This is a genomic window from Mesorhizobium sp. M0145 (assembly GCF_040322355.1).
In the GTDB taxonomy this organism is placed as follows: Bacteria; Pseudomonadota; Alphaproteobacteria; order Rhizobiales; family Rhizobiaceae; genus Mesorhizobium.
On the sequence record NZ_JAMYTK010000006.1, the window covers coordinates 143,460 to 163,661 of the forward strand.

The 20,202-nt window shown below is 63.8% G+C and carries 19 protein-coding genes and 1 other RNA gene; 3 read left to right on the top strand and 17 right to left on the bottom strand.

The window, feature by feature from the left end; translation table 11 throughout:
* Positions 1-7 precede the first annotated feature (7 nt).
* The 13 genes from NKJ28_RS12585 to ffs all read right to left on the bottom strand — a co-directional run bounded on the left by NKJ28_RS12585 (position 8) and on the right by ffs (position 13,189).
* Positions 8-1,285, bottom strand: coding sequence for a 4-aminobutyrate--2-oxoglutarate transaminase (locus NKJ28_RS12585; protein WP_352635786.1), 1,278 nt, complete (start codon positions 1,283-1,285; stop codon positions 8-10).
* Between the two features lie 287 nt (positions 1,286-1,572).
* On the bottom strand, positions 1,573-1,887 hold the full coding sequence (locus NKJ28_RS12590) for a hypothetical protein (protein WP_352635788.1): 315 nt from the start codon (positions 1,885-1,887) through the stop codon (positions 1,573-1,575).
* 44 nt (positions 1,888-1,931) lie between these two features.
* On the bottom strand, positions 1,932-2,681 hold the full coding sequence (locus NKJ28_RS12595; RefSeq protein WP_352635790.1) for an ABC transporter ATP-binding protein: 750 nt from the start codon (positions 2,679-2,681) through the stop codon (positions 1,932-1,934).
* Positions 2,678-3,511: an ABC transporter ATP-binding protein gene (locus NKJ28_RS12600; protein ID WP_023676876.1), complete on the bottom strand. Its 834-nt coding sequence runs from the start codon at positions 3,509-3,511 to the stop codon at positions 2,678-2,680. The genes NKJ28_RS12595 and NKJ28_RS12600 overlap by 4 nt, the downstream gene beginning before the upstream one ends.
* 10 nt (positions 3,512-3,521) lie before the next feature.
* Positions 3,522-4,442, bottom strand: coding sequence for a nickel transporter permease (gene nikC, locus NKJ28_RS12605; protein WP_352448584.1), 921 nt, complete (start codon positions 4,440-4,442; stop codon positions 3,522-3,524).
* A gap of 13 nt (positions 4,443-4,455) precedes the next feature.
* Complete coding sequence (locus tag NKJ28_RS12610; RefSeq protein WP_023676874.1) at positions 4,456-5,523, bottom strand: ABC transporter permease; 1,068 nt, start codon at positions 5,521-5,523, stop codon at positions 4,456-4,458.
* Between the two features lie 31 nt (positions 5,524-5,554).
* Positions 5,555-7,198, bottom strand: a complete 1,644-nt coding sequence (locus tag NKJ28_RS12615) for an ABC transporter substrate-binding protein (RefSeq protein ID WP_352635792.1) — start codon at positions 7,196-7,198, stop codon at positions 5,555-5,557.
* A 201-nt stretch (positions 7,199-7,399) separates the two neighbouring features.
* A complete protein-coding gene (locus NKJ28_RS12620; protein ID WP_352621951.1) occupies positions 7,400-8,677 on the bottom strand; it encodes a lytic murein transglycosylase in 1,278 nt (425 codons plus the stop codon).
* 178 nt (positions 8,678-8,855) lie between these two features.
* On the bottom strand, positions 8,856-9,461 hold the full coding sequence (gene recR / locus NKJ28_RS12625; RefSeq protein WP_352448580.1) for a recombination mediator RecR: 606 nt from the start codon (positions 9,459-9,461) through the stop codon (positions 8,856-8,858).
* Positions 9,462-9,583: 122 nt separating this feature from the next.
* Positions 9,584-10,522: a cell wall hydrolase gene (locus NKJ28_RS12630; protein ID WP_352589010.1), complete on the bottom strand. Its 939-nt coding sequence runs from the start codon at positions 10,520-10,522 to the stop codon at positions 9,584-9,586.
* A 289-nt stretch (positions 10,523-10,811) separates the two neighbouring features.
* Positions 10,812-11,135: a YbaB/EbfC family nucleoid-associated protein gene (locus tag NKJ28_RS12635; protein ID WP_023676870.1), complete on the bottom strand. Its 324-nt coding sequence runs from the start codon at positions 11,133-11,135 to the stop codon at positions 10,812-10,814.
* 32 nt (positions 11,136-11,167) lie between these two features.
* Positions 11,168-12,988 (bottom strand): DNA polymerase III subunit gamma/tau, encoded by a 1,821-nt coding sequence (locus tag NKJ28_RS12640; protein WP_352570308.1) that lies wholly within the window; start codon positions 12,986-12,988, stop codon positions 11,168-11,170.
* A 104-nt stretch (positions 12,989-13,092) separates the two neighbouring features.
* Positions 13,093-13,189: signal recognition particle sRNA small type (gene ffs / locus NKJ28_RS12645), an RNA gene on the bottom strand.
* Between the two features lie 346 nt (positions 13,190-13,535).
* Between ffs and NKJ28_RS12650 the strand changes: the two genes are divergently transcribed.
* Genes NKJ28_RS12650 through NKJ28_RS12660 form a run of 3 tightly spaced genes read left to right on the top strand, consistent with a single transcriptional unit; the run spans position 13,536 to position 15,263 of the window.
* Complete coding sequence (locus NKJ28_RS12650) at positions 13,536-13,955, top strand: HIT family protein (RefSeq protein WP_023676868.1); 420 nt, start codon at positions 13,536-13,538, stop codon at positions 13,953-13,955.
* A 38-nt stretch (positions 13,956-13,993) separates the two neighbouring features.
* Complete coding sequence (nudC, locus tag NKJ28_RS12655) at positions 13,994-14,935, top strand: NAD(+) diphosphatase (RefSeq protein ID WP_352577507.1); 942 nt, start codon at positions 13,994-13,996, stop codon at positions 14,933-14,935.
* A 25-nt stretch (positions 14,936-14,960) separates the two neighbouring features.
* Entirely contained in the window at positions 14,961-15,263 is a 303-nt protein-coding gene (locus NKJ28_RS12660) for a Dabb family protein (protein ID WP_023676866.1), read from the top strand.
* Positions 15,264-15,288: 25 nt separating this feature from the next.
* Here NKJ28_RS12660 and NKJ28_RS12665 read toward each other — a convergent pair whose 3' ends face one another.
* The 4 genes from NKJ28_RS12665 to NKJ28_RS12680 form a co-directional block, all read right to left on the bottom strand.
* Positions 15,289-16,230 carry a 2-hydroxyacid dehydrogenase gene (locus NKJ28_RS12665; protein ID WP_352455091.1) on the bottom strand — a complete coding sequence of 314 codons (942 nt, stop codon included), beginning with the start codon at positions 16,228-16,230 and terminating at the stop codon, positions 15,289-15,291.
* A gap of 95 nt (positions 16,231-16,325) precedes the next feature.
* Positions 16,326-17,957, bottom strand: a complete 1,632-nt coding sequence (locus tag NKJ28_RS12670; protein ID WP_352635796.1) for an ABC transporter ATP-binding protein — start codon at positions 17,955-17,957, stop codon at positions 16,326-16,328.
* Positions 17,954-19,093, bottom strand: a complete 1,140-nt coding sequence (locus NKJ28_RS12675; protein ID WP_352635798.1) for an ABC transporter permease — start codon at positions 19,091-19,093, stop codon at positions 17,954-17,956. Before NKJ28_RS12675 ends, NKJ28_RS12670 begins: the two co-directional genes overlap by 4 nt.
* Positions 19,093-20,187, bottom strand: a complete 1,095-nt coding sequence (locus NKJ28_RS12680; protein ID WP_352635800.1) for a microcin C ABC transporter permease YejB — start codon at positions 20,185-20,187, stop codon at positions 19,093-19,095. Before NKJ28_RS12680 ends, NKJ28_RS12675 begins: the two co-directional genes overlap by 1 nt.
* Positions 20,188-20,202: the final 15 nt, after the last annotated feature.

The following is a 20,202-nucleotide window of genomic DNA, read 5'->3' on the forward strand; positions in this document are numbered from 1 at the left end:
GTATCGTTCAGCCGGCGCGGGCCTCGCGGATCGAACTTTCCAGGATGTCGAGCGCCTCGTTCATGACGCCATCCTGGATGGTGATCGGCGCGAGGAAGCGGATGACGTTGCCGTAGACGCCGCAGGTCAGCAGGATCAGGCCCTTGTCGAGCGCCTTCAGCCGGACCGCATTGGCGAGTTCCGGCGACGGCAGGCCCTTCGTCACATCGTTGAACTCGACCGCGTTCATGAAGCCGGGGCCTCTGATATCGACGATCTCCGGGGCTTCGTCGCGGATCGCTTGCAGGCGCTGCTTTAGCCGGTTGCCCAGCGTGTTGGCCCGGTCGCAGAGCTTCTCCTCGTCGATGACGTCGAGCACGGCATGCGCCGCGGCGACGCCGATCGGGCTGCCGCCATAGGTGCCGCCGAGTCCGCCGGGGTTCGGCGCATCCATGACCTCGGCGCGGCCGGTGACCGCCGCCAACGGGAAGCCGCCGGCCAGGCTCTTGGCCATGGTGGTGATGTCGGCCGCCACTTCGTGGTGGTCCATGGCGAACATCTTGCCGGTGCGGGCAAAGCCGGTCTGCACCTCGTCGGCGATCAGCAGCATGCCGTGCTGATCGCAGATCTTGCGCAATGCGGTCATGAAATCGCGCGGCGCCTCGTAGAAGCCGCCCTCGCCCTGCACCGGCTCGACGATGATCGCGGCGACGCGGGCCGGATCGACATCGGCCTTGAACAGCCGGTCGAGCGCAGCCAGCGAATCGGCGACCGACACGCCGTGCAGCGCAACCGGGAACGGCGCATGGAAGACATCCGCCGGCATGGCGCCGAAGCCGACCTTGTAGGGCACGACCTTGCCGGTCAGCGCCATGCCCATGAAGGTACGGCCGTGAAAGCCGCCGGAAAAAGCGATGACCGCCGGCCGGCCGGTGGCGTTGCGCGCAATCTTGATCGCGTTCTCGACCGCCTCGGCGCCGGTGGTGACAAAAATCGTCTTCTTGTCGAACTTGCCGGGCAGCATGCCGTTCAGCCGTTCGGCCAGCCGGATATAGCTCTCGTAGGGCACGACCTGGTAGCAGGTATGGGTGAAGCGGTCGAGCTGCGCCTTGACCGCTTCGATCACCCTGGGGTGACGGTGGCCGGTGTTGACGACGGCGATGCCGGACGAGAAATCGATGTAGCGGCGGCCTTCCACATCCCAGATCTCCGAGTTTTCGGCGCGATCGGCATAGATCTGCGTGGTCATGCCGACGCCGCGCGAAATCGACTGGCTCTTGCGTTCGGAAATGGCTGAATTTGTCATCGTATCCCTCACCGGGCCGGCGCCCGCTCTCGTTTGATGGCTGTTGAGACTCTTCTGGGCTTATTTCAGGTTTTCCTCAAGTTGGCACTGGCGGCGGGCGATTGGGCCTGCGGTCCGGCAGCTACGCGATGATGGCCCGGCACTATCGCCGGCGCAGCGATCATGCTGCTGTTCCTGCCGGCGCGCTATTCGGCGTGGTTCAGGTCAAGGAGCCGAAAGGCTGGAAAGAGCTACCCGTTTTGGAGACCGGCGAACCGGTGCAAGGTCCGACTTAAGGCTTTGCCGGATCATTCGTTATCGTTGGAGGGTACAGGGCGCGACCTGGCGCGCTGCCACGGCGACGATTTTGACTCGCGCCAAGCATGCCAGCCTTCCGGCAAGTCGGCCAACGCAAGGATACTTTCATCCCGCTGCACAACGTTTTGCAAGCTGACAATCATTATGTCGCCTTCGTCAACAGGTCCAATTTCGCTGTTGTGGAATTGCCAACTGCCGTCGTCATCGTCATGCGAGACGTGTGCAATCCAATCGCCGCGGGTAATTATGACCCGATCCAAAAACACCGCGACATTGGGCGGGTCTGGGAACGTCCATTGCTCCATGGGAATCTCCCGAAGACAGTTAGTCCTGCGCACCGTGAGAAGGTTCAAGCGGTTCTCACGAACCCCTCGCTGGCCCTCAGCAAATTGCGCGTATAATCCTTGGTGACACGGCGTTCGACAAGATCGTCCGCGGTCAGATTCTCCATCGCCTCGCCGTTCTGCATCACCATCAGCCGTTCGCACATGTGGGTGATGATGGCTAGGTCGTGGCTGACCATCAGGAAGGTCAGCTTGCGGCGGCGCCTGATCTCTTCCAGCAGGTTCAGCACCTCCGCCTGCACCGAAGCGTCGAGCGCCGAGGTCGGCTCGTCGAGCAGCAGGATCGACGGTTCCAGAATCAGGGCGCGGGCGATCGCCACGCGCTGGCGCTGACCGCCGGACAATTGATGCGAATAGCGAAAACGGAACCCGGTGCCGAGGCCGACCTCGTCGAGTGCCCGCTGGATGCGCTTTTCGCCGTCGGCGAAGCCGTGAATGGCGAGCGGCTCCTGCAGCAGGCGGTCGACGGTCTGGCGCGGGTGCAGCGAACCGTACGGGTCCTGGAAGACCATCTGCACCTCGCGGTAAAACGCCTTGTCGCGACGCGCGCCGAGCGTTTTGCCGTTGACCGCGATGGTGCCTGATGCGGCCGGCGCCAGGCCGGCGATTGCCCTGAGCAACGTCGACTTGCCGGAGCCGGACTCGCCGACCAGGCCGAAGGATTCACCGGATTCGACCTCGAGGCTGACGCTTTTCAACGCGCGGAAGCGGTCGAAGACCACCTCCAGCCTGTCGACGGAAAGGGCTGCCGTCATGCTGCCCACTCCGGCTTGCGGTCGAGCACCGGCAGCGGGTGACGGTCGGCGCCGATCTTGGGCATGCAGTTGAGCAGGCCGCGCGTATAGGGATGCTGGGCGCGGCCGAGCTCCGAGGCTTTGAGCTGTTCGACCACCTTGCCGGCATACATGACGATGACACGATCGCAGAAGGACGAGACCAGGCGCAGATCGTGCGAGATGAAGATCAGCCCCATGCCGCGCTCGCTGACCAGCCGGTCGAGGATGCCGAGCACGTCGAGCTGGACAGTGACGTCGAGTGCCGAGGTCGGCTCGTCGGCGATCATCATTTCCGGCCCGGCGATCAGCATCATGGCGATCATGGCGCGCTGGCCCATGCCGCCGGAAACCTCGTGCGGATGCAGGTCGAAGACACGGGCCGGATCGCGGATCTGCACAGCCTCCAGCATGGCCAGCGCGCGGTCGCGGGCTTCGGCCTTGGAGACCTTCTCATGCGTGCGCAGCGTCTCGACGATCTGGCGGCCGATGCTCATCACCGGGTCGAGCGAATATTTCGGATCCTGCAGGATCATGGCGATACGCTTGCCGCGCAGCGCGCGGCGCTCGCGCGGCGAGGCGGCCAGCAGGTCGATGCCGTCAAAAGCGAGCGTCTTCGCGGTCACCTCGGCCTGCGGCGGGGTGACGCCCATGATGGCGCGGCCGGTCTGCGACTTGCCCGAACCGCTCTCGCCAACAATGCCGAGCCGCTCGCGGCCGAGCGAGAAGGAGACGCCGCGCACCGCCTCGATCAGGCCGGTGCGCGTCGGGAAGGTAACGCGCAGGTCGTTGACTTCGAGAAGCGTGCTCATTGGTCGCCACTCATTGGTCGCCACTTCGGGGATCGAGCGCGTCGCGCAGTCCGTCGCCGAGCAGGTTGAAGCCGAGGCTGACGATGAGGATGGCAAAGCCCGGAGCACCCGCCACCCACCACTGGTCGAGCACGAAGCGGCGGCCCGACGCGATCATCGCGCCCCATTCGGGCAGCGGCGGCTGCGCGCCGAGGCCGAGGAAGCCGAGGCCGGCCGCGGTCAGGATGATGCCGGCCATGTCGAGCGTCACCCTGATGATCAGCGAGGAGATGCAGAGCGGCATGATGTGGCGAAGCACGATGCGAAACGGCGAGGCGCCCATCAATTGCACCGCCTTGATATAATCGGAATTGCGCACCGTCAGCGTTTCGGCGCGGGCAATGCGGGCATAGGGCGGCCACGAGGTGATGGCGATGGCAAGCACGGCATTTTCGATGCCGGGGCCGAGCGCCGCGACAAAGGCCAGCGCCAGGATCAGCTTCGGAAAGGCGAGAAAGATGTCGGTGATGCGCATCAGGATCGCATCGGTCCAGCCGCCGGCATAGCCGGCGACGGTGCCGACCAGCAAGCCGATGGGCGCGGCGATAATGGCAACCAGAATGACGACGTAGAGTGTCCAGCGCGAGCCGAAGATGATGCGCGAATAGATATCGCGGCCGAGATCGTCGGTGCCGAACCAGTGCGCCGCACTCGGCGCCAGGAGCCGCGAGCCCTTGAGGTCGCCGAATGTCGGCGAATAGGGCGCCAGCACATCGGCGAATGCCGCGACCACCAGCAGGGCGACGATGATGAGCAGGCCGGCAAACGCCAGCCGGTTGGCGGAAAAGCGCCGCCACGCCACATAGGCGCGGCCGAGCCTCGCCTGCACGCGCGACGCCGGGCGCTCGCTGAGCAGCCAGTCGCGGCGAGTTTGAATCGCTTCCGTGCTCATCCTGCCTTGGTCCTCATCCTGCCTTGGTCCTTGGATCGAGCAGCCGGTAGAGCAGGTCGGAGAATAGATTGATGGCGATGAAGACCGAGCCGATGATGATCGTGCCGCCAAGCACGGCATTCATGTCGGCGTTCTGCAGCGAGTTGGTGATGTAGAGGCCGATGCCCGGCCACGAAAACACAGTCTCGGTCAGCACCGAGCCTTCGAGCAGCCCGGCATAGGACAGAGCGATCACCGTGACCATCGGCACCGCGGCGTTGCGCAGCGCGTGACCCCAGATGATGCGCGTTTCCGACAGGCCCTTGGCGCGCGCTGCGACGATGTATTCCTGGGTGAGTTCGTTCAGCATGAACGAGCGCGTCATGCGGCTGATGTAGGCGAGCGAGAAATAGCCGAGTAGCGAGGCCGGCAGGATGATGTGGCGGAAGGCATCGGCAAATACGTCCCACTGCCGCTGCCAGAGCGCATCCAGCAGGTAAAAGCCGGTAATCGGCGTGAAGGTGTATTCGTAGACGACGTCGAGCCGGCCGGGAAAGGCGACCCATTGCAGCTTGGCGTAGAACAGCACCAGCGCCAGCAGCCCCAGCCAGAAGATCGGCACGGAATAGCCGACAAGGCCGATGATGCGCACGATCTGGTCGATGACGCTGCCGCGCCGCACGGCGGCCAGCACGCCAAGCGGCACGCCGATCACCGAACCGATCAATGTTCCCAACGTCGCCAGTTCGAGCGTCGCCGGAAAGGCGCGGCGGATATCGGTCATCACCGGATTGGTGGTCAGCACCGAGGTGCCGAAATCACCGTTCAGGGCATGTTTGACATAGATGTAGAACTGCTCGACCAGCGGCAGGTCGAGGCCCATCTCGCGGCGCGTTCGTTCGACGACGTTGGCCGGCGCCCGGTCGCCGAGCACCGCCAACACCGGGTCGATCGGGATCACGCGGCCGATGAAGAAGGTCACCGCGAGCAGACCGAGATAGGTCGTTATCGCGATGACCAGGAACCGGGCGATAGATGAGGCCACGGCAACGGCGCGGGCGCCGCCGCGCCCTGCCGTCACCTCGCTTTCAGCCACACTCATACAGCGCGTCCGCCGGCGTCACTCCCCGGCATCACTCCTTCGAGACGGGGCCGACGAAGTTGGTGTCGAAGCTCGGGCCGAGCGCAAAACCCTTGAGGTTCTTGCGCAGGCCGGCCACTTCCAGCTGCTGGTGGATGATGACGAAGGGGCTGGTATTGAGGATCTTCTTCTCGAGATCCTGGTACATTGCGGCGCGCTTGGCCGCGTCCTTCTCGAGCAAGGCGGCTTCGGTCTGCTTGGTCAGGTCCGGAATGTCCCAGGCGTTGCGCCAGGCCAGCGTCTTGGTCTTGCCTTCATCCGAATTGTCGGGGTTGCTGGCGAATGTCTGGGCGTTGGAGTTCGGATCGAAATAATCCTGGCCCCACTGGCCGATATAGATGTCGTGGTTACGGGCGCGGTATTTGGTCAGCGTCTGCTTGCCGTCGCCGGGGATGATCTCCAGCTTGATGCCGGCCTGTCCCAGCGTCTGCTGGATCGATTCCGCCATCCCGGTAATCGGCTGGGTGCTGCGTACGTCCATGGTGACACTGAAGCCGTCGGCGAGGCCGGCCTTGGCAAGCAGTTCCTTGGCCTTGGCGACGTCGAGCTTAAAGGGGTTTTCGTCCAGCTCGCCGAGCACGCCCTTGGGCAGGAAGGTCTGATGGATCTCGCCGATGCCCTTGAGGATGGTCGAGCCCAACGCGTCGTAGTCGACGAGATATTTGAACGCCTGGCGAACCTCGGGCTTGGCGAGGTTCGGGTTCTTCTGGTTGAGGCTGATATAAAAGACCGTGCCCTTCGGCGCCGAGGTGGTGGTGAGGTCGGCATTCTTGGCGATCGCATCGAGGTCGTTCGGCTCGAGATTGCGGGCGACGTCGATATCGCCGGCTTCCAGCGCCAGGCGCTGGCCCGAGCTTTCCTTCATATTGCGATAGATGACGCGGGCAAGCTTGGCTTTTTCGCCGTAGTAATTGTCGTTGCGCTCAAGGACGACGGCCTCGTTGGCCCGCCATTCGCGCATTTTGAAGGCACCGGAGCCGGCGTAGCCGGTTTTCAGCCAGGCGTTGCCGAAATCATTGTCCCATTTGTAGTCGGCGCTCGGCGTGACCGCGGCGACATGCTCCTTGACCAGCTTGGCATCGACGACCGAGGCGACCGTCGCCGACAGGCAGTTCAGCACGAAGCTCGGCGCATAGGCCTTGTCGACGGTGAACTGGAACGTCGTGTCATCAACGGCCCTGGCCTTCTCGGTGACGTTGCCGCCATCGATACCGAACTGGCCGATAATAAAGGCCGGGCTCTTGTCGAGCTTGATGGCGCGCTCGAACGAATAGGCGACGTCGGCCGCTGTGATCGGATTGCCGGAGGCGAATTTGAGGCCGGGCTTGAGCTTGAACGTGTAGGTCAGGCCGTCGTCGGAGACGCTCCAGCTTTCGGCGAGATCGCCCTTGACCTTGGATGTGTCGCTGAGGTCGAGGCGTACCAGAAGATCATAGGTGTTGCCGGTGACCTCTGCGGTCGACAATTCGAATGCTTCGCCCGGATCCATGGTGATGATGTCGTCGATGGCGAAACCCTCGACCAGCGTGTCGGCGGGCGTGACCGCGAAGGCAGGCGCACCGGCCAGAAGCAGCGCGGACATGGCCGCGCCCGCGAGCAAGAAGCGGGAGCGTAGAGCAAACTTTTCCATCATCATTTTAACTGTTCCCTGTTGTTGTTGACCTGAGTTCCCGGCTCAGGGTTGTGGCATTTCTTGCCGCGTCGAACGGTGATCCCCGGACCGTTGTCTTGGCAATTTTTTGTGCGGTTCAGGTTCACCATATCCGGCGGTTTCGAGCGCGGCAACGAGCATTTGCAGAACGGTCGATTGGGCCAGACCGGCGGTGCGAAAATCCGGCTATTTCAGCGCGGTAACCAGGTCGGCGTCGGGAAAGCAGGTAGCGGAACGGCCGTTGCTGGCCTGCCATTTGCCGATCGAGCGGCGCGTCTTGAAGCCAGGCAGGCCGTCGGCGCTGCCGACATCGTAGCCCTTAGCTTCCAGCGCCCGCTGCAGGGCGGCGATGTCGGATCGGTAGAGCCCGCCGACCGCGCCCCAATTGCCCGAGAAATTGCTGTCGCCATGGGCGATGCGATCGGCGCCATGGCCGATGAACAGGGCATAGAGATCGCTGGTGTTATACTGCTTCAGCACATAGAAATTGGGGGTGACGATGAAGGCCGGGCCGCTACGCCCGGCCGGCATCAAAAGAAAGCCCTCGGCTTTCAGTTCGCTCGCCGGGAACGGTTTACCCGACACACGCCTGATGCCCATATCAGCCCACTGGGAAATCTTCTTGCCCTGGTCCGGACCTTCGAGCGAGCACGAGACGCTGTCCGGCACAGTCACCTCGAAGCCCCAGCCGCGGCCCCTGACCCAGCCATAATGGACGAGATAATTGGCGATCGATGCCAGTATATCGGGCGTCGAATTCCAGATGTCGGTGCGGCCGTCGCCGTCGAAATCGACGGCATGCTTGAGGAACGATGTCGGCATGAACTGCGGCTGGCCAAGCGCGCCTGCCCAAGACGATTTCATCGCGCCGACCGGGGCAAGCCCGCGCTCGACGATCTCGAGCGCAGCCAAGAGCTCGGTGCGGAAGAATTCCTTCTTGGTCGACATGAACGCCTTGGTGCCCAGCACCTCGAAGGCGTCATAAGGCATCTTCGCCGCGCCGAAGCCGCTCTCGCGGCCCCAGATCGCCAGCAGCACTTCGCCAGGCACGCCGTAGCGTTTCTCGATCGCGGCAAGCGTCCTAGCGTTGGTCGCCTCGCGGGTGCGGCCGCCGGCGGTCACCGCTCGGACTATCTTTTCAGCGAAATAGGCGCCCGGCGAACCGAACTCGGCCTGATGCTGCTTCTGCGGCGTCGTCGCCTTCTCGCCCGGCTTCACCAGGTCGGGCAGCTTCAGGTTCGGCTTGACGCCTTCGAAGGCGGCATCGAAGGTTTTCCTGGAGATGCCTTTGGCCTTGGCTTCGGGCCAGAGGTCATTGCTGAGCCAGGCGTGGAACTGGTCGTCGATTTTTGCGGCGGAGACCGGGGTGGCGAGGATCAACCCAAGTAGGGCTGCTAGAAACGAGAGGCAGGCTAGTGTGCGAGGTCGGCGTTCTGTCGCGCCCCCCTCTGTCCTGCCGGACATCTCCCCCACTTGGGGGGAGATTGGCAGCTTCGATTTCTGCTCCAGCCTTGCACCGTTGAAGATTGGCGAAAGCCAGCGCGACAGCCAATCTCCCCCCTTGAGGGGGAGATGTCCGGCAGGACAGAGGGGGGCGCGACAGAATGCAATCATCACAGAAGCACCCTTCCCGCCGCTCGCCTCAAAACACCGTCCGCGAGCGCAGTGCGGCGGCCAGCGTGCCTTCGTCGAGATAATCGAGTTCGCCGCCGACCGGAACACCGTGCGCCAGGCGCGTCACCTTGATGTCGAAGCCGGAAAGCTGGTCGGTGAGGTAGTGCGCGGTGGTCTGGCCCTCGACCGTGGCGTTGACGGCGAGGATCACTTCCTTGACTTCGCCGCCGGCGACGCGATCGACCAGCGAACGGATGTTTAGCTCATCAGGACCAATGCCGTCGAGCGGCGACAGCGTACCGCCGAGCACATGGTAGCGCACGTTCATGGCTGTCGCCCGCTCCAGCGCCCAAAGGTCGGCCACGTCCTCGACGACGATGAGCGTAGTGGGGTCGCGGCGGGGGTCGGTGCAGATCATGCATGGATCTGAGGTATCGACATTGCCGCAGGTCGAGCAGATGCGCACCTTGTCGACCGCCTCGCCCATGGCGGCGGCGAGCGGCGCCAGCAACTGTTCCTTCTTCTTGATGAGGTGGAGCGCGGCGCGGCGTGCCGAACGCGGACCGAGCCCCGGCACCTTGGCCAGCAGCTGGATCAGGCGTTCGATCTCGGGACCGGCGATTCGCTTCGACATCGCACCGGTTTAGGATTTTTCCGCACGCTTTGGAACAGTTGAGCGGCCAGGGGCTCCGCTCTTCCCTTCTCCCCTTGTTGTGGGAGAAGGGAAGGCCGACGTCGCGGCCAGTGCTGCCGTCCTCAGTTTTCTTCCAGTGGCCGGGTCTGGCCGGCGATCATCGCGCCGATGGCGTCGGTGTTCTCGGGCGTCGCCTCGAACGACATTGTCGGCTCTGCCGGCGCGGCCTGGAAGGAGGTGACAGGCCGCTCGCTCACGGTTCCGCCAAAACGGGCCGCATCCGGCTCCTGCATTGGCTCTTGCAGCGCCACAAGTATCGGCTTCTCCGCCGTCGCCTTCTCCGGGGTCGCCATTCCGGCGGTCACCCTTGTCTGCTTTGCCGGCAGCGATGCAGCGGCGGTCACATAGGTTGCCTTGGCGAATGTCGGCTTGGCGCTGCGTGCCGGCTCCGCCGAGGCGACAAGTATGGCCTGAGCGGCAGGCGCTTGCGGCTTGGCCTGGGCCATGGCGACCACCGGTTCGTCCGGCAGCGGCTGCCAGTTGCGGCCGCGCTTTTCATAGAAGGCATTGCCGCCGGCGACCATGGTGTAGTGCATGTTCTTGTAGGGGAAGCGCAGGCCGGCGGTGTGGAAGAACATGGTGTTCTTCAGCTTGGCTTTGCGCTCGCCCTTGAGCACCGCCTCGGCGGCTTCCTCGACGTCGGGCATCGCCTTCGAATTCATCGGCCGTGTCATGACGCCCGGCGCGAACTGCCCGCGCTCGCCGACGACCTGGCAGATGGTGTTGCCGTGATTGCCGGACCGCAGCCGGTTCATCACCACCGTGCCGACCGCAATCATGCCGTCACGGCTCGACCGGTTGGACTCGAAGAACATTGCCCGCTCCAGGCACTCCTTTTCCTTCGGCGTGGAATTGTAGGAGCGCGAGCTCAGGAAACTCGGCGTAATAGCATCGGTCAGGCTGGACATGCCGTGCGAGGCGGTCTGACTGCAAGCGGCCAAAAACAGCGGCGAGATAACGACGCCGAGCCGCAACGGCGTCTTCCATCGGGTAGAGATCAACAGGTGTCCCCTCAATTCTGCTGCCAGCCCGCCTCTGGTTGCGGCAAGAATGAGACACTTTCAGGCAAAAAGATGGCTAAAGCGTTATTAAGTGTGGGGAGTTGCCTAATAGACACAGCTGGCGGTAGAGCGAGCACTGGGCCGCTGCACTCTTCGGCCACTGTAACGGCATACCGATTGACTAGCGCGTCGCGTTCGACCGGCCTCATGCGACGCGCTTTAGGTTCTTGTTTTGATGCATGTCGTTATCGCAAAACCGCTGCACACTTTTGCGCGACATGCACTAGCCTTAGAACGGCAGTTTCATTCCCGGCGGGATCGGTAGGCCCGCGGTCAGCGCCCTGGTCTTCTCCTGCATGATCTGCTCGACCTTGGTCCTGGCGTCGTTGTGGGCAGCGAGAAGCAGGTCCTCGAGAATCTCGACCTCGTCTTCCTTGAACAGCGACGGGTCGATCTTCAGCGACTTCATCTCGAATTTGCCGGTCAGCGTGACGCTGACCAGGCCGCCGCCGGCCTGCCCGGTGGCTTCCAGCGTGGCGATCTCATCCTGCATGGCCTGGAACTTGGCCTGCATTTCCTTTGCCTTGCCCATCATGCCGAGAAGGTCTTTCATCGCACGGTCCTTTGCAGCTGGTGCTGGTTGTTTCAGGTTTCGTCGTCGTCGGCCGGCGGCTCGACCGGCACGTCGGCCTCGTCGGCTTCCGGCGCGTCGGGAATGCGCACGTCGATGATCTTGGCGCCGGGAAAGCGCGCCAGGATGGCGGCGACCGTCGGGTCGCTCTTGGCATCGAGGAAGGCGTTTTCGCGCTTTGTCGATTCCAGCTCGGCCAAGGTCTGGCCGCCCTCTTCCTTCGACAGCGACACCAGCCAGTTGCGGCCGGTCCAGGCGCGCAGCTTGGCGGTCAAATCGTTGAGCAACATCTTCGGCGCATCGTCGGTCAGGCTGACGTCGATACGACCGGGCTCGACGCGCACCAGGCGCACGCAACGCTTCACCAACACCTTGAAGGCCATGTCGCGCTGGGCGTCGGCAAGGGCGACAATGTCGGCCAGCGATTTCACCGGCACCGGCGGCGCCTCGACCGCCGGCTCCGGCGGAGTAACGAAGTTGGTCGGCACCGGCTCGGCCTCGACCAGACGCATTGTCTGGGCGCCGCCATTGGCCATCGGCATCCGCGCCTGCGCCACGGCGCCGGCACCACCGCTTGCAGGCGCATGGTTTGCGGGGCCGGGGCTTGCCGGCGTGCCATTCACGCGCGGCGCAGTGCCCGGCAGGGTACCGCCGTTCTCCAGCGATTTCAGCGCCTCGTCCAGCGTCGGCAGGTCGGCGGCATGGGCCAGCCGGATCAGCACCATCTCGGCGGCGCTGACCGGGCGGTTGGAGGTCTGCACCTCGGGAATACCTTTCAAGAGCATCTGCCACGTCCGCGACAGCACCTTGACCGACAGCATGCTGGCGAAATCGGCGCCGCGCCGGCGCTCGTCCTCGGACAGCGAGGCGTCGTCGATGGCAGCCGGCACGAAACGCAGACGGGTGACCAGATGGTTGAACTCGGCAAGGTCGGTCAGCACCGCGGCAGGATCGGCGCCGGTATCGTACTGGGCACGGAATTCGGCAAGTGCGGCGGCGACGTCGCCCTTCATGACATGTTCGAACAGGTCGACGATGCGGGCACGGTCGGCAAGGCCGAGCATAGCACGCACCGCTTCGGCGCTGACCGCGCCGCCGCCATGGGCGATCGCCTGGTCGAGGATCGACTGCGCATCGCGCATCGAGCCTTCGGCCGCGCGCGCGATCATCGCCAGCGCATCGTCTTCGACTTCGATGCCCTCCAGACCGGCTATCCTGGCAAGGTCGGCCTTGATCATTGCCGCATCGATGCGCCTGAGGTCGAAACGCTGGCAGCGCGACAGGACGGTGATCGGCACCTTGCGGATTTCGGTGGTGGCGAAGATGAACTTGACGTGCGGCGGCGGCTCTTCCAGCGTCTTCAGCAGGCCGTTGAAGGCCTGGTTGGAAAGCATGTGCACTTCGTCGATGATGTAGACCTTGTAGCGCGCCGACACCGGGGCGTAGCGCACACGCTCGATGATGTCCCTGATGTCGTCGATGCCGGTATGCGAGGCGGCGTCCATCTCGATGACGTCGACATGCCGGCCTTCCATGATCGCCTGGCAATGCTCGCCGAGCACGGCAAGGTCGACGGACGGCTGGTCGACGGTCGATGTTTTGTAGTTCAGGGCCCGCGCGAGTATGCGCGCGGTCGTCGTCTTGCCGACGCCACGCACGCCGGTCAGCATCCAGGCCTGGGCGATGCGGCCGGTGGCAAAGGCATTGGTCAAGGTGCGGACCATCGGCTCCTGGCCGATCAGTTCGGAGAAATTCGACGGTCGGTATTTGCGCGCCAGCACGCGGTAGGCGGCAGGCTTGTCCAATTTCCCGGCCTCGTTTCCGGCTTCGCTCATTCGCCCGTTAAGCTCCAAGGGCTGCCACTGGAGGCGGCCGATTCCTGCGCATAGTTTCGCCCGCACGGCTTGGCGCCGTCAATGTCGGGGCAAAAGGCGAAGAGGCGGGAGGCTGGAACAATGACCCGTTCCGGGCTCGTTAGGGCTGCTTCCTTCCGGACCTGACCCGGTTGGCGAGTGGACCGTCCACCACCAACCTCCCAGCCTCCATATCGGCAATCCGGCGATGAAATGCAAGTGCGGATGATAGGGGCCTTGAGCGACGGCGAAAGCTGAAACCAAAAACCCGCCTCGGCGGGCGGGTCGTTGGTGCGAATAATCACCATAGCGAGATTAGTAGCATAGCTGCCGGCACAAAGCAAGAACAAAATGTGGCCGCGACCTCGGCGGGGCAGCGCCAACCTGATGCAATTTGCCCGGGCCCTCACTTCTTCGCGCACAATCAGCGCCGCGGCGGCCAATGTTGCTTGCTGCCCCTTGCGGCCCTTCGGAAGCCGCTCTAGCGTCGATGGAGTTCAAAAAACGTCAAAAAGTGAGGGAAACGCCGATGCTGCCGGGCCTCAAGGCCGGATTCACGCTTGACGCCCAGTTGGAAGCCGACAGCGAACAGCTGATGTGGCTCGGCCTGTGCGAATTGCGCGTCATGAACGACCGCCGCTGGCCATGGCTGCTGCTGGTGCCCCAGCGGCCGGGCATCGAGGAAATCCACGACATGACGCCGCTGGACCAGGCGATGCTGACCTTCGAGACCAACATGGTGGCGCTGGCGCTGAAGCGGGTGACCGGCTGCACCAAGATCAACACCGGCGCACTCGGCAACATCGTGCGCCAGTTGCATGTACACGTCATTGCGCGCTCGGAAGGCGATCCCGGCTGGCCCGGCCCGGTGTGGGGGCACGGCCTGCGCGAGCCCTATCAGCGCTCCGACCTTCGCAAGTTTGCGGAAAAGATCAAGGCAGCGCTATAAGCCTCTCCCGTGTCCACCTTGAACCTTCCCGAGTCTGCATGAGCTTTCGCCTGTTTGACGCGCCCTTGCGCGAGCCGAGCCAGTTCGTCGGCTTCGCCGGCAACATTATCGACCGGCAGTCCGAAAACCGCGCCGACGATTCCGTCGAAAAGGCACTCGCCGATCCCTCGGCGCGGCTTTTGCTGATGCGTGGCGGCCGGCTCTATTTGAAGCTTGCGCAAGGCGCATTCGACCCCTGGTTCGGGGTGGCCGAATGCCGGCCGCTCGAAGCATCGCTCGAAAACGGCGTCCTGCTCGGTTTTTCCGAAAGCGGCCCGGTGCTGGCGGTGCCGGCCGGGGTCGAGCCCGAGCAGCTTCCCGAGACGATCAAGGCGATCGACTATCGCTCGGTATATATGCAGGGGCTGATCGACGAAGCGGCGGCCGGCGCGCTGGCGCAAGGGGCGGCGCTGCTCGCCTGGCATGCCAGCCATCGCTTCTGCAGCAAATGCGGCACCGAAGCCGAGATGCGGGCGGGCGGTTACAAGCGGCATTGCCCGGCCTGCGGTACGGAGCACTTTCCGCGCACCGACCCGGTGGCGATCATGCTGACGGCAACACGCGAAAAATGCCTGCTCGGCCGCGGCCGGCATTTCGGGCCCGGCATGTATTCGGCGCTCGCCGGTTTCATCGAGCCGGGCGAGACGATCGAGGCGGCGGTGCGCCGCGAAACGCTGGAGGAAGCCGGCATCCGGCTCGGCCGCGTCGTCTACCACGCCAGCCAGCCCTGGCCGTTTCCCTATTCGCTGATGATCGGCTGCTTCGGCGAACCGCTCAACGACGATATCCACCCCGACCTCAACGAGCTGGAAGATTGCCGTTGGTTCTTTCACGACGAGGTGCTCTCGATGCTGGCCCGCGAGCATCCGGGCGGCCTAGTGACGCCGCCGAAAGGGGCGATCGCCTATAACCTGATCCGCGCCTGGGCTGACAGCGCGTGACACGAAGACATCGCAGGAGCAAAAAATGATCCGTCACACCGTCGTGTTCACGCTGAAACACCCGCCGCATTCGCTCGAGGAAAAACGGTTCCTCGCCGACGCCAAGAGGATTCTCACGGCGATAAAGGGCGTCACGCATTTCGAGCAGTTGCGGCAGGTCAGTCCCAAGAACGACTACCGCTTCGGCTTCTCGATGGAGTTCGCCGATCAGCGGGCCTATTCCGGCTACAACGACCATCCCGACCACGTCGCCTTCGTCCGCGACCGCTGGATTCCGGAAGTCGAGGCGTTTATGGAGATCGACTACGTGCCGCTCGGCTGGGGCTGAGACTGGAAAGCGGCGCTCCAACAAATTAATACCCGGCGTCGCGATCCACCACATTTTCCAGCGCTTCGCCGCGCTCGAAAGCATCCATCTGACGCAGCATGATCGGCGCCAGGTGGACCGGATCGGAGGTTGCCGCCGCGTGCGGCGTCACGAACACTTTGGGGTGGCTCCATAGCGGGCTCGTCTTCGGCAGCGGCTCGACCTCGAAAACGTCGAGGCTGGCTTCCTTCAGCGTGCCGTCGTCCAGCGCGCGCAAAATGTCGGCGTCCTTCTGCAGCCTGCCGCGCCCGGCATTGATCAGCACCGAGCCGCCGAGGCCGTTGCGCTTCCGCAGCTCCTTCAGCACGCCGTGGTTGATGATACCGTGCGTCTGCGGCGTCAGCGGCAGCAGCACCACCAGGATGTCGGTGGCGTTTAGGAACGGGATCAGGCCGGCCTCGCCCGCGTAAGTCGAGACACCTTGCATCGGCCGATCGCTGCGCGACCAGCCATTGACGGGAAAGCCGAGCGACAACAGCACCGATGCCGCCGCGCGGCCAAGCGTGCCGAGCCCCATAATGCCGACCGAGATGTCGCTGGCCGGCCGCTGCTGCGGTTCATGCCAGATCTTCTTCTGCTGCTGGGCGCGGTAGAGCATGCCTTGGCGATGGTGGTCGAGCACCCGCCAGACGACGTATTCGGTCATGTACTGGGTCAGGTTGTCGGCCACCACCTTGACGACCGGTACGTCGGGCAAGGTGGGATCGGCGAAGATGTGGTCGACGCCGGCGCCGATCGAGAAGATGGCGCGCAGATTGGGCAGCGACGACAACAGGTTCGGCCGCTGTTTCCACACCACAGCATAGGTAATCGAGGGATCGCCGGCGCCATTCGGCTCGAGCACCACCTCGCGCTCCGCCGACAGCAGTTCGCGCCAGCGCAGCGGATGAATACCGGTGAGGGCAAGCAGGATGCGGCCTTTTTCCATTGTGGATTGTTTTTCCCTTTTTACCAACAGCGTTCGCGTTCCGACGCGCAAGGCGCGGCAGCGTTTTGATTTTGTGCATGATCTCTGGCGAAAATCTACTCGCTGACGATGCCGACCGGCGCCGTTTCGATCTTGAAGGCGGCCGAGATCAACGCCTTTGTATAGTCGGTCCGCGGGTTGCCGAAAATCTGTTCGGAAGGACCGGCCTCGACGATCCTGCCGTTGCGCATGACGATGACTTCGTTGGCGAGCGCGCGGATGACCCTCAGATCGTGGCTGATGAAGAGGTAGGCGAGGTCGTGCTTGGCCTGCAGGCTGCGCAAGAGGTCGACGACCTGCGCCTGCACGCTCATGTCGAGCGCCGAGGTCGGCTCGTCCAGCATGACGAAACGCGGGTTGAGCACCATGGCGCGCGCGATGGCGACGCGCTGGCGCTGGCCGCCGGAGAATTCGTGCGGATAGCGGTTGCGCGTCGCCGGATCGAGGCCGACTTCCTTCAGCACGTCGACGACACGCTCGTCGCGCCCATCAGGAGACAGCTTCGGCTCATGGATCTTCAACCCTTCCTCGATGATCTCGGCGACCGACATGCGCGGACTGAGCGAACCGAACGGATCCTGGAAGACGATCTGCAACTCGCGCCGCAACGGCCGCATTTCGTTGAAGGACAGCTGATCGATGCCGCGTCCGTTGAACTGGATGGTCCCGGTCGACGAGATCATCCTGGCCAGCGCCAGGCCGAGCGTCGTCTTGCCTGAGCCGGATTCGCCGACGACGCCAAGCGTCTGGCCGGCCCGCACGGTGACGTCGATGCCGTCGACCGCCTTCACATTGTCGACGGTGCGCCGGAAGAAGCCCTTCTTGATCGGAAACCAGACCTTGACGTCCTTGCCGACCATCACCGGCTTGGCGGCCTGGTTGGCCGCCGGCGGCTTGCCTTTCGGCTCGGCGGCAAGCAGATGCCGCGTGTAGGCGTGCTGCGGATTGGCGAATATCTCCTTGGTCGGGCCGGTCTCGACGATCTTGCCCCTGGTCATCACGCAGACCCGGTCGGCGATCTTCCTGACGATGCCGAGATCGTGGGTGATGAACAGCATCGACATGTTCTTGCGGCTTTTCAGGCCGGCGAGCAGCTCGAGGATCTGCGCCTGGACGGTGACGTCGAGCGCCGTCGTCGGCTCGTCGGCGATCAAAAGTTCAGGCTCGTTGGCCAGCGACATGGCGATCATGACGCGCTGGCGCTGGCCGCCGGAAAGCTGGTGCGGATAGGCGTCGAGCCGCTTCTCCGGATCGCGGATGCCGACCTCGTGCAGAAGTTCCAGCGTGCGCGCCTTGGCTTTGCGATCCCCCAGGCCCTGATGCAGCTTCAATACCTCGACGATCTGCTGCTCGATCGTGTGCAGCGGGTTGAGCGAGGTCATCGGCTCCTGGAAGATCATGGTGATCTTGTTGCCGCGCACGCGGCGCAAGTCTCTCTCGTCCGTGGCAAGCAGGTCGGCGCCGAGGAAGAAGATCTTTCCCGACGGGTGGCTGGCGGTCGGATAGGGCAGCAGCTTCAGAACCGACAGCGCGGTGACCGACTTGCCGGAGCCGGATTCGCCGACCAGCGCCACCGTCTCGCCCCTGGCGAGGTCGAAGGAAATATGGTCGACGGCGATCGACTGGTCGCCGCCTTGCGTGAAGGCGACGCTGAGATCCTGGACCGAAAGCAGCGGGGTGTCGCTCATCTGAACGTCTTGCGCGGATCGAAGGCGTCGCGGGTGGCCTCGCCGACGAAGACCAGCAGCGACAGCATCAGCGAGATGACGACGAAGCCGGAAATGCCGAGCCATGGCGCGTTGAGATTGCGCTGTGCCTGCTTCAACAGCTCACCCAGCGAGGCGGCGCCGGGCGGCAGGCCGAAGCCGAGATAGTCGAGCGAGGTCAGCGTCGAGATCGAGCCGCTGAGCAGGAAGGGCAGGAAGGTCAGCGTCGCCACCATGGCATTGGGCAGCAGATGCCGGAACATGATGGTGATGTTGGAGACGCCGAGCGCGCGCGCCGCGTTGACATATTCGAAATTGCGGGCGCGCAGGAACTCGGCCCGCACCACGCCAACCAGTGCCACCCAGGAGAACAGCAGCATCAATCCGAGCAGGATGAAGAAGCCAGGCGGCAGGATGGCGGCGACGATCAGGAGCAGGTACAGCACCGGGATCGCCGACCAGATCTCGATGAAACGCTGGAACAGGAGGTCGGTCCAGCCGCCGAAATAGCCCTGCAGAGCGCCGGCCGCCACGCCGATCAGCGCCGAGCCGGCGGTCAGGATCAGGCCGAACAGCACCGAGATCCTGAAGCCGTAGATGACGCGCGCCAGCACGTCGCGGGCCTGGTCATCGGTGCCCAGCCAGTTCCAGTTGCCGACGTTGCAATTGGGGTCTGCCTCGCCTTTCGGATACTGGTTGCAGCGCGTCTTCTTGTCGTAGAGCCAGGACGGCTTGGTCGGTGCTGCTTCGGGAATAGCGTTGTTGACGGTCTGGTAGGAGTAGCGCACCGGCGGCCAGACCATCCAGCCATTGGCGTTGATCTCGTCCTGGATCACCGGGTCACGGTAGTCGGTGACCGCATAGAAGCCGCCGAACTTCTCCTCGGGATAGGCGACCAGGACCGGAAACAGGATCTCGCCCTTGTAGGAGGCGATGATCGGCCTGTCGTTGGCGATCAGTTCGGAAACCAGCGACAGCACGAACAGGAACAGGAATATCCACAACGACCAGTAGCCGCGCCGGTTGGACTTGAAGTTCTGCAAGCGCCGCTGGTTGAGCGGCGACAGAAAGGGCCGCGCGATCCGAGCCGGCGCCGTTTCGGCCGTGGTCCGCGCCATCAGACGTCTCTCCGCTCGAAATCGATGCGCGGGTCGACCCAGGTGTAGATCAGGTCGGACAAAAGCCCGACGAACAGGCCAAGCAGCGAGAAGATGAAGAGATTGGCGAACACCACCGGATAGTCGCGCTGCACCACCGAGTTGAAGCCGAGCAGGCCGAGGCCGTCGAGCGAAAATATGTTCTCGATCAGCAGCGAGCCGGTGAAGAAGGCCGAGATGAAAGCACCGGGAAAACCGGCGATGACGATCAGCATGGCGTTGCGGAAGACGTGGCCATAGAGCACCTGCCGCTCCGACAGGCCCTTGGCGCGGGCGGTGACCACATATTGCTTGCGGATTTCCTCGAGGAAGGAATTCTTGGTGAGCAGCGTCGTCGTGGCGAAGGCCGACAGCACCAGCGCGGTCAGCGGCAGGGTCATATGCCAGAAATAGTCGACGATCCGCTGCGGCCAGGACAGCTGGTCCCAATTGTCGGAGGTGATGCCGCGCAGCGGAAACCAGTCCCAGAACGAGCCGCCGGCAAACAGCACCATCAGCAAGATGCCGAACAGGAAGCCCGGAATGGCGTAGCCGACGATGACGACGCCGCTGGTCCAGACGTCGAAAGTGGAGCCGTCCTTGACCGCCTTGCGGATGCCGAGCGGGATCGAGATCAGGTAGGATAAAAGCGTGATCCACAGCCCGATCGAGATCGACACCGGCATCTTTTCCAGGATCAGGTCGAGCACTGAGATGTCGCGGAAGTAGCTGTCGCCGAAATCGAAGCGGAGATAGTTCCACAGCATCATGCCGAAGCGCTCGAGCGGCGGCTTGTCGAAACCGAACTGCTTCTCCAGCTTCTTGATGAATTCCGGATCGAGCCCTTGCGCGCCGCGGTATTTCGAGCCGACGTCACCGGCGACATCGAAATTGGCGCCGCCGGCATCACCCCCGCCGCCGCCGAGGCGATCGCTGCCGCCCTGGTTGGTCAGCCTGGCGATGACCTGCTCGACCGGCCCGCCTGGAGCAAACTGGATGACGGCAAATGACACCGCCATGATGCCGAACAGGGTCGGGATCATCAAAAGGATGCGGCGCAGTATATAGGCGCCCATCAGGTTCCCTGCCTC

Excerpts from the sequence above, each read along its gene's own strand:
- NKJ28_RS12585 (WP_352635786.1), bottom strand. The coding sequence starts at position 1,285 with ATGACAAATTCAGCCATTTCCGAACGCAAGAGCCAGTCGATTTCGCGC.
- NKJ28_RS12590 (WP_352635788.1), bottom strand. The coding sequence starts at position 1,887 with ATGGAGCAATGGACGTTCCCAGACCCGCCCAATGTCGCGGTGTTTTTG.
- NKJ28_RS12595 (WP_352635790.1), bottom strand. The coding sequence starts at position 2,681 with ATGACGGCAGCCCTTTCCGTCGACAGGCTGGAGGTGGTCTTCGACCGC.
- NKJ28_RS12600 (WP_023676876.1), bottom strand. The coding sequence starts at position 3,511 with ATGAGCACGCTTCTCGAAGTCAACGACCTGCGCGTTACCTTCCCGACG.
- nikC (WP_352448584.1), bottom strand. The coding sequence starts at position 4,442 with ATGAGCACGGAAGCGATTCAAACTCGCCGCGACTGGCTGCTCAGCGAG.
- NKJ28_RS12610 (WP_023676874.1), bottom strand. The coding sequence starts at position 5,523 with ATGAGTGTGGCTGAAAGCGAGGTGACGGCAGGGCGCGGCGGCGCCCGC.
- NKJ28_RS12615 (WP_352635792.1), bottom strand. The coding sequence starts at position 7,198 with ATGATGATGGAAAAGTTTGCTCTACGCTCCCGCTTCTTGCTCGCGGGC.
- NKJ28_RS12620 (WP_352621951.1), bottom strand. The coding sequence starts at position 8,677 with ATGTCCGGCAGGACAGAGGGGGGCGCGACAGAACGCCGACCTCGCACA.
- recR (WP_352448580.1), bottom strand. The coding sequence starts at position 9,461 with ATGTCGAAGCGAATCGCCGGTCCCGAGATCGAACGCCTGATCCAGCTG.
- NKJ28_RS12635 (WP_023676870.1), bottom strand. The coding sequence starts at position 11,135 with ATGAAAGACCTTCTCGGCATGATGGGCAAGGCAAAGGAAATGCAGGCC.
- NKJ28_RS12640 (WP_352570308.1), bottom strand. The coding sequence starts at position 12,988 with ATGAGCGAAGCCGGAAACGAGGCCGGGAAATTGGACAAGCCTGCCGCC.
- NKJ28_RS12650 (WP_023676868.1), top strand. The coding sequence starts at position 13,536 with ATGCTGCCGGGCCTCAAGGCCGGATTCACGCTTGACGCCCAGTTGGAA.
- nudC (WP_352577507.1), top strand. The coding sequence starts at position 13,994 with ATGAGCTTTCGCCTGTTTGACGCGCCCTTGCGCGAGCCGAGCCAGTTC.
- NKJ28_RS12660 (WP_023676866.1), top strand. The coding sequence starts at position 14,961 with ATGATCCGTCACACCGTCGTGTTCACGCTGAAACACCCGCCGCATTCG.
- NKJ28_RS12665 (WP_352455091.1), bottom strand. The coding sequence starts at position 16,230 with ATGGAAAAAGGCCGCATCCTGCTTGCCCTCACCGGTATTCATCCGCTG.
- NKJ28_RS12670 (WP_352635796.1), bottom strand. The coding sequence starts at position 17,957 with ATGAGCGACACCCCGCTGCTTTCGGTCCAGGATCTCAGCGTCGCCTTC.
- NKJ28_RS12675 (WP_352635798.1), bottom strand. The coding sequence starts at position 19,093 with ATGGCGCGGACCACGGCCGAAACGGCGCCGGCTCGGATCGCGCGGCCC.
- NKJ28_RS12680 (WP_352635800.1), bottom strand. The coding sequence starts at position 20,187 with ATGGGCGCCTATATACTGCGCCGCATCCTTTTGATGATCCCGACCCTG.